The organism is Streptomyces sp. NPDC043738, from assembly GCF_056436545.1.
The window spans coordinates 166,876-173,987 of sequence record NZ_JBWKCJ010000011.1 but is presented as its reverse complement, the minus strand read 5'-3'; the positions used below and the strand labels follow the sequence as shown (position 1 = coordinate 173,987).

General features: G+C 72.1%; 8 protein-coding genes. 3 read left to right on the top strand and 5 right to left on the bottom strand.

From position 1 onward, the window contains the following. Window positions 1–118 precede the first annotated feature (118 nt). The 3 genes from AC0680_RS17270 to AC0680_RS17260 form a co-directional block, all read right to left on the bottom strand. Window positions 119–664 carry a pyridoxamine 5'-phosphate oxidase family protein gene (locus AC0680_RS17270; RefSeq protein WP_478629216.1) on the bottom strand — a complete coding sequence of 182 codons (546 nt, stop codon included), beginning with the start codon at window positions 662–664 and terminating at the stop codon, window positions 119–121. Between the two features lie 287 nt (window positions 665–951). Continuing rightward, a complete protein-coding gene (locus tag AC0680_RS17265; RefSeq protein WP_478629214.1) occupies window positions 952–1,230 on the bottom strand; it encodes a DUF4031 domain-containing protein in 279 nt (92 codons plus the stop codon). Window positions 1,231–1,281: 51 nt separating this feature from the next. Next, the gene (locus tag AC0680_RS17260; RefSeq protein WP_384425021.1) at window positions 1,282–1,644 is read right to left on the bottom strand and encodes a hypothetical protein; all 363 of its coding nucleotides are present in this window, start codon (window positions 1,642–1,644) and stop codon (window positions 1,282–1,284) included. A 131-nt stretch (window positions 1,645–1,775) separates the two neighbouring features. On the opposite strand from AC0680_RS17260, the gene AC0680_RS17255 reads away from it, so the two are divergent. The 3 genes from AC0680_RS17255 to AC0680_RS17245 all read left to right on the top strand — a co-directional run bounded on the left by AC0680_RS17255 (window position 1,776) and on the right by AC0680_RS17245 (window position 5,661). Then, the gene (locus AC0680_RS17255) at window positions 1,776–2,738 is read left to right on the top strand and encodes a MurR/RpiR family transcriptional regulator (protein WP_478629211.1); all 963 of its coding nucleotides are present in this window, start codon (window positions 1,776–1,778) and stop codon (window positions 2,736–2,738) included. A gap of 47 nt (window positions 2,739–2,785) precedes the next feature. Further along, window positions 2,786–3,727 (top strand): N-acetylmuramic acid 6-phosphate etherase, encoded by a 942-nt coding sequence (gene murQ / locus AC0680_RS17250; protein WP_478629209.1) that lies wholly within the window; start codon window positions 2,786–2,788, stop codon window positions 3,725–3,727. A gap of 191 nt (window positions 3,728–3,918) precedes the next feature. Then, entirely contained in the window at window positions 3,919–5,661 is a 1,743-nt protein-coding gene (locus tag AC0680_RS17245) for a PTS transporter subunit EIIC (RefSeq protein ID WP_478629207.1), read from the top strand. A gap of 113 nt (window positions 5,662–5,774) precedes the next feature. Here the strand turns inward: AC0680_RS17245 and AC0680_RS17240 are convergent, their stop codons facing one another. Together AC0680_RS17240 and AC0680_RS17235 are read right to left on the bottom strand one after the other, a co-directional pair. Then, on the bottom strand, window positions 5,775–6,293 hold the full coding sequence (locus AC0680_RS17240; protein WP_478629205.1) for a hypothetical protein: 519 nt from the start codon (window positions 6,291–6,293) through the stop codon (window positions 5,775–5,777). Between the two features lie 84 nt (window positions 6,294–6,377). After that, on the bottom strand, window positions 6,378–7,052 hold the full coding sequence (locus AC0680_RS17235; RefSeq protein WP_478629204.1) for a DUF998 domain-containing protein: 675 nt from the start codon (window positions 7,050–7,052) through the stop codon (window positions 6,378–6,380). Window positions 7,053–7,112: the final 60 nt, after the last annotated feature.

Genomic DNA, 7,112 nt, shown 5'->3' with positions numbered 1-7,112 from the left:
ACGGAGAGGTGCTCGCGTCATGTTCCCTGCCTGTAGGGGGGGCCCCCCCCCCCCCCCCCCCCCCCCCCCCCCCCCCCCCCCCCCCCCCCCCCCCCCCCCCCCCGCCGCGCCCCTTCGTTCACCCCCCGCCGTCGAACGTCCACCGCGTCTGGCTGAACTCCGCCTCGCCCCGCCCGAAGCCGAAGGCCCGGCGAGGCTCGACGCGGAAGACCACGGCGCGTCCGCCCCGGTGGTCGAACGCCCCGTCACGGACGTCGAACTGCCAGTCGCTGCCGTACTTCTCGACGTACAGCTCGGCCAGGCGGCGCAGCGCCGACTCGTCCTCGATCCGCTCCGCATCCCCCTCGACGACCACATCGAGGCCCACATGCAGGTCGTTGCCACCGGCGGTGGAGGTGGTCAGCGCACAGTGCGGGTTGGCCGCGAGGTTCTTGGCCTTGCGTTCGCCGGGGCCGGTGGTGAAATGCAGCGCGTCGTCCGCCCAGACGGCCAGCAGCGGGGTGACATGGGGACGGCCGTCGGGCCGGACGGTCGCCAGCCAGAAGATCTCCGCCTCGGACATCCCGCCGACGGCCGCGGACCATGCGGTCGCATGGGCGTCCTGGCTGCTGTAGGCCGGATCGAGCTCGGTGACCGGTTCTCTGCCCGGTGCGCTGACTGACATCGCTTCCCCTCTCGGTACGCCGCTGTCGGTGCGGTGCGCTCGGCACGGCGCACGGCCAGGGCCCATCGTGCGGGGAGGCGACTTCCGCCCGCCGCTGCGACGCACCGCAGCGGGCCGTACGGGTGCGGGCCGTGCGGGTGTGACCGCACCGGCACGGAGAGGGGCCTTGCGAGCACGAACGCGGCCCTGCGGGCACGAACACGGCCCTGCGGGCACGAACGCGGCCTCGCGCGTACGAACGCGGCCTCGCGCGTACGAACGCGGACCTGCGGGTACGAAGCGGCGCCTTACGGCTCGTGCGGCGGCGGCCGGTGCTTGGGCCGGCGCAGGCCCGCGGCCGTCAGCCGGCGCAGCAGCTCCTTGCTGTCGACCTGGACCGCTCCGGCCCGCACCGCGTCGTCATAGCGCTCCGCCGGCAGGTCGTAGTGATCACGCTCGAACGCCCGCCGGGGCACACCGAGGCGCGCGGCGAAGGCGTGCAACTCGTCGAAGGACTCGTCGCTGACCAGATGCGACCACATACGACCGTGCCCCGGCCAGATGGGCCGGTCGATATAGACCGCCACGTCAGCCCTCCGGCCGGATCGCGCCGTCAGTCCCGCGCACGGGCAGCCACCTCAGCCTTCCGCCTGGGCGCGCAGCCGGCCGACCCGGGCCACCGCGACCGCCGTCTTGGGGCAGACCCAGTGCGGGTCGGGCCCCAACTCCGGTTCGACATCGAGGGCATGGGGATCGCCCGACTCCGTGCACACGGGGCACAGCGGCCAACGGCCGTACCGCTCCAGGAGGGCGTCCTGGACGTCCTGCGCTATCAGACCCGCGACGAATTCCGCGCCTTCAGGCCATTGCTCCACCCACCACCGGCGGTGAACGACCGCGTCCTCCACGAGCGAGACGATGTCGGCGTCGGCCACCTCGTCCGCCATCAGGTCGGCGAGCACCAGCGCCCGCGCGGCGTGCAATGCCTGTTCCAGCTCCATGCCCCCCATTGTCTCCCGACCACGAGCCGGCGCCCGGCGTTGTCCACAGCCCCGCCGCGGGTCGCGGCCGGCTATCCACAGCCCTCACGGAGGGTATTGACGCGACGAGCGGATGAAATTACTTTTCAAGGGTGAGTAGCAGCGTGAAGGAAACTTTCAAGAAGGAATCTTTCAAGGAAACGCCGGTCGAGACCCGGCCGGCCCCGACCCCACCCGCCCCCGCGGCGCTCGCCGCCAAGGTCCGCACCCTCGCCCCGACGATGACCCGCTCCATGCAGCGGGTCGCCGAGACCGTCGCGAGCGACCCGGCCGGCTGCGCCGCGCTCACCGTCACCGGCCTGGCGGAACGCACCGGCACCAGCGAGGCCACCGTCGTACGCACCTCCCGGCTGCTGGGCTACCCGGGCTACCGCGACCTGCGCCTCGCGCTCGCCGCGCTCGCCGCGCAGCAGGCGGCCGGCGGCGCACCCGCCGTGACCGCCGACATAGCGGTCGACGACTCCCTCGTCGACGTCGTCGCGAAACTGGCACAGGAAGAGCAGCAGTGCCTGGCCGACACCGCGGCCGGGCTGGACGTCACCCAGCTCGAAGCGGCCGTCGCCGCGCTCTGCGCCGCCCGCCGCATCGACGTCTACGGCGTCGGCGCCTCCCACCTCGTCGGCCAGGACCTGGCACAAAAGCTCCTGCGCATCGGCCTGATCGCCCACGCCCACGCGGACCCGCACCTCGCCGTCACCAACGCCGTGCAGATGCGCACCGGCGACGTCGCCGTCGCCATCACCCACTCCGGCCGCACCACCGACGTCATAGAGCCCCTCCGCGTCGCCTTCGACCACGGCGCCACGACCATCGCCATCACCGGCCGCCCCGACGGCGAGATCGCCGCCTACGCCGACCACATCCTGACCACCTCCACGGCCCGCGAAAGCGAACTCCGCCCCGCCGCGATGTCGTCCAGGACCAGCCAACTACTCGTCGTGGACTGCTTGTTCATAGGAGTGGCCCAACGCACCTACGAGACCGCCGCGCCCGCCCTCTCGGCGTCCTACGAGGCCCTGGCCCACCGCCACTCCCCCCGCAACCACCGGCACTGACCCCCGCCCGCCCCCGCCGTCCGCCGCTGGAAAGAGCCGCCAAGCCCATGACCTCCACCGCCGACCACCACACCGGCCTACGGGCCCAGCTCGACACCCTGACCACCGAGGCCTTCCGCCCCGACCTGGCCGACATCGACCGCCGCTCCACCCTCGACATCGCCCGCACGATGAACGACGAGGACGCCACCGTCCCCGCCGCCGTCGCCGCGCGCCTCCCCCAGATCGCCGCCGCGATCGACGCCACGGCCGCCCGGATGGCCCGCGGCGGCCGCCTGATCTACGCCGGCGCCGGCACCGCAGGCCGCCTCGGGGTGCTGGACGCCAGCGAATGCCCCCCGACCTTCAACACCGACCCGTCCGAGGTCCTCGGCCTCATCGCGGGCGGCCCGTCCGCGCTGCTCACCGCCGTCGAGGGCGCCGAGGACAGTAAGGAACTCGCGGTCGGGGACCTGACCGCGACCGGCCTGACCGAGCTCGACACCGTCGTCGGCATCTCGGCCTCCGGCCGCACGCCGTACGCGATCGGCGCCGTCGAGCACGCCCGCGCCCTCGGCGCACTGACCATCGGCCTGTCCTGCAACGCCGGTTCGGCCCTGGCCGCGGCCGCCGAGCACGGCATCGAAATAGTGGTCGGCCCCGAGCTACTGACCGGCTCCACCCGCCTCAAGGCGGGCACCGCGCAAAAGCTCGTGCTCAACATGCTCTCGACCATCACCATGATCCGTCTCGGCAAGACCTACGGGAATCTGATGGTCGACGTCCGCGCCTCCAACGACAAACTGCGGGCCCGCTCGCGGCGCATCGTCGCACTCGCCACCGGCGCCACGGACCCGGAGATCGAAAAGGCCCTCAGCAGCACCGGCGGCGAGGTGAAGAACGCCGTCCTCACCCTCCTCGGCGACGTCGACGGACCGACCGCCGCCCGCCTCCTCGCCGCCTCCGACGGCCACCTCCGAGCAGCCCTCGAAGCAGCCCAGAAGCACTGACCACCCGGCAGGCCCTCCCCCTGGAGGCCCTGCCTCCCTCCGCACCGCCCGTCACCTGCGGCCCGCCACGCCACCCCCACACATCCAGCGCGCACCCGGCGCACACCGGGCATGCCCCCACATCACGCTCATCACCCTCATCCCCCTCAGCGCCCCCAACACCCGGTGTTCCCCACAGCAAGGCACCCCACATGCCCGAACCCAAGCACCGCGCCACCGCCGCCGCGATCCTCCCCCTCGTCGGCGGCGCCGAGAACCTCACCTCCATCGCCCACTGCATGACCCGGCTCCGACTCGGCATCCAGGACCGCACACGAGTCCAGGACGACGCCCTCAAGGCACTACCGGCCGTCATGGGCGTGGTCGAGGACGACACCTACCAGATCGTGCTGGGCCCCGGAACGGTCGCCCGCGTCACCCCCGAACTCGAACGCCTGGTGGACCAAACCCGCACGGCAACCGCCCCACCACCCCACCAAACACCACAGGAAACCACCCCCCACCAGGAACCAGCCCGCAAGGAACCAATTACTCTCCGTAATCGTTGCCGCAATAAGGAGGAGGCCACCAAGGCAGACAGGAACGCGGACAAAGACAAGGCACCCACGGCGAAGACGAGAGACCAGGAACCCCGCACAACGCACAAGGAGGAGACGCTCCAGACACAGCCACCCCCCAGCCCACCCACCCCAACACCCCATACGACGACCACCACCCCGCATCAGCCCCCCACCACCCCTACCGCCCCCACCTCCGCCACCGCCACCGCAGAGCAACTCGCCGCCCAAGGCGCCGCCATCAAAGCCCGCCAGAAGGCCAGAAACGCCACCCCGGTCAAGCTCTTCCTCCGCCGGATCGCGAACATCTTCGTCCCGCTGATCCCGGCGCTCATCGGCTGCGGCATCGTCGCCGGCATCAACGGGCTGCTCGGCAACCTCGGCTGGCTGCCGTCCGTCGTCCCCGCCCTCGCCGCCATCGCCTCCGGATTCCTGTCGCTGATCGCCGTCTTCGTCGGCTTCAACACCGCCAAGGAGTTCGGCGGTACGCCCGTCCTCGGCGGCGCCGTCGCAGCCATCACGGTCTTCCCCGGCGTAGCGCACCTCACCCCCTTCGGCCAGCGGCTCTCCCCGGGTCAGGGCGGCGTACTCGGCGCGCTGGCCGCGGCGCTGCTCGCCGTCCAGGTGGAGAAGGCCTGCCGCAAGGCGGTCCCGGAAGCGCTCGACGTCCTCGTCACCCCCACCCTTACGGTCCTGATCACCGGCCTGGTCACGCTCTTCGGCCTGATGTACGCGGCGGGCGAGGTCTCCACCGCCGTCGGGACCCTCGCCAACTGGCTGCTCGCCCACGGCGGAGCGCTCGCCGGCTTCGCCCTCGGCGGCCTCTTCCTCCCCCTCGTCATGCTGGGCCTCCATCAGGCCCTGATCCCCCTGCACACCACCCTCATCCAGCAGCAGGGCTACACGACCCTGCTCCCGATCCTCGCCATGGCCGGCGCGGGCCAGGTCGGCGCCGCCCTCGCCGTCTACCTCCGCCTCCCCGGCAACCGCTCGATCCGCACGACCATCAAGTCCGCCCTCCCCGCGGGCTTCCTGGGCGTCGGCGAGCCGCTGATCTACGGCGTCTCACTGCCCCTGGGCCGCCCCTTCATCACGGCGGGCATCGGCGGCGCGTTCGGCGGCGGCTTCATCGGCCTGTTCCACCAACTCGGCGACACGGTCGGGGCCACCGCCATCGGCCCCTCCGGCTGGGCCCTGTTCCCCCTGGTCAAGGGCAACCAGGGCATCGCCACCACGGTCGTCATCTACGCCTTGGGCCTCGCCGTCGGCTACGTCACCGGCTTCCTCGCCACCTACTTCTTCGGCATCAGCAAGCAACTGCGGACGGATCTGAACGCGGAGCGGGAAGCGGGAACCCCAGCCGAGGCAAGCACCTGAGCGCGTGCCCTCCACCCTGAAGGCACGCCCCCCATCTCCGAGGCGGCGGCGGACGGAACAGACGGCGGGCGGGACATGAGACACACGAGCCCCCTAGCAAGCCCCGCGCTCCCTCAGCCCCCGCCCCCCGCCTCGCGTTTCGGTTCGCGCAGGGTCAGGGCGTGATCGAGCAGGCCGAGTGCCCTCTGCCGTCCCCGTTCACGGGATTCGATCTCTTGGGCGCTCTCGCCCGTCGCCGCGACCCGGGGGCACTCGGGGCACGACCACCGATCCGTCCAGCCCCGGGCGGGCGGCCGCATCGCCACCTCGCAGTGCGGGCAGCGCACCGTCACGCCCTCGACATGGCCGCAGAACGCGCAGACCCAGACCGGCCCTTCGCTGTCCCGCTGCTGCCACATGGTCCGCCGGCACAGCGGACAGCCGGTCGTACCGATTCCCAGCGACCCCATGATCGGGGGTTCCGGCGTCGCGTCGGCATAGGCGACGATCTGCTTGCGCAGCCGGTCGTCCGTGGTGTTGGCCATCCTCAGTAGCCGCACAACACGGGAACGGACTTCTTCGACAAACTCGGTCATCGTCGCAGCAGCGTACGCCGCTCCCCACCGGGCAACGCCCGCTTCGGTCAATCCCACGGCGCGGCTCCGCCCGCCTGTGCCCGCCGCGGGTGACGCACCGTCACACGATTGACGTCACACGATTGACTCACTCGGTAGACGTCACGCGAGGGGCGGCCGCCGGGACGCCCTGGCCAGTTCCAGGGCCAGCAGGGCGAACCACACCCCCACCAGCATCAGATGTGCCCGCTGCGAGACGCCGTGCCAGCCGGGCCGGCCGAAGAGCGGCCCGACCGTGCACACCGCGGTCGGCAGGGCAAGCGCCAGGACACGCGGGCCCCAGCGTCCGACCAGGTGCAGTCGGGGCCGCGCCGTCACGGCGGCCCTGCTGAGCAGCACCATGGAGGCGAACACGAAGAAGTGGGCCAGTGCGCTGGTGAGGGTGTGGCCGGGGTGCACGGCCGCACAGGCCGGCTCCACCGAGGGTGCGCAGCGCATCGGCAGCAGGACATCGGCGACGGAGGACGTCCCGAAGCCGACGAGCGCCAGCCAGCCGCACCGTGCCCAGCCGTCGTGCGCAGAGCCGTACGCCAGCAGCGCGCCCACGACGAGGAGTACGGCGCAGAGGCTCTCGATGCCGCCGAAGAGCGTGCGGAAGGGCTGGTCGGCGGCGTACAGCTCGCTGACGTAGGAGTGGCGCGGGTCCAGCCCGGTCGACAGCGCGAACTCCAGGAGCCAGCCGTTGTAGAGCACGGCGGACACGGCGAACGGCAGGGCGCTCGCGCGCGACGTTCGCCGTGCCGGACGCGGGTCAGGTGCGGCTTCCGGCGCCGTCACTGTTCGCAGTGGAGTCACCGCAACAGGTAATCACGGCAGCTCGCGGGTGGTCGGGAGCCC

Excerpts from the sequence above, each read along its gene's own strand:
- AC0680_RS17260 (WP_384425021.1), bottom strand. The coding sequence starts at position 1,644 with ATGGAGCTGGAACAGGCATTGCACGCCGCGCGGGCGCTGGTGCTCGCC.
- AC0680_RS17270 (WP_478629216.1), bottom strand. The coding sequence starts at position 664 with ATGTCAGTCAGCGCACCGGGCAGAGAACCGGTCACCGAGCTCGATCCG.
- AC0680_RS17245 (WP_478629207.1), top strand. The coding sequence starts at position 3,919 with ATGCCCGAACCCAAGCACCGCGCCACCGCCGCCGCGATCCTCCCCCTC.
- murQ (WP_478629209.1), top strand. The coding sequence starts at position 2,786 with ATGACCTCCACCGCCGACCACCACACCGGCCTACGGGCCCAGCTCGAC.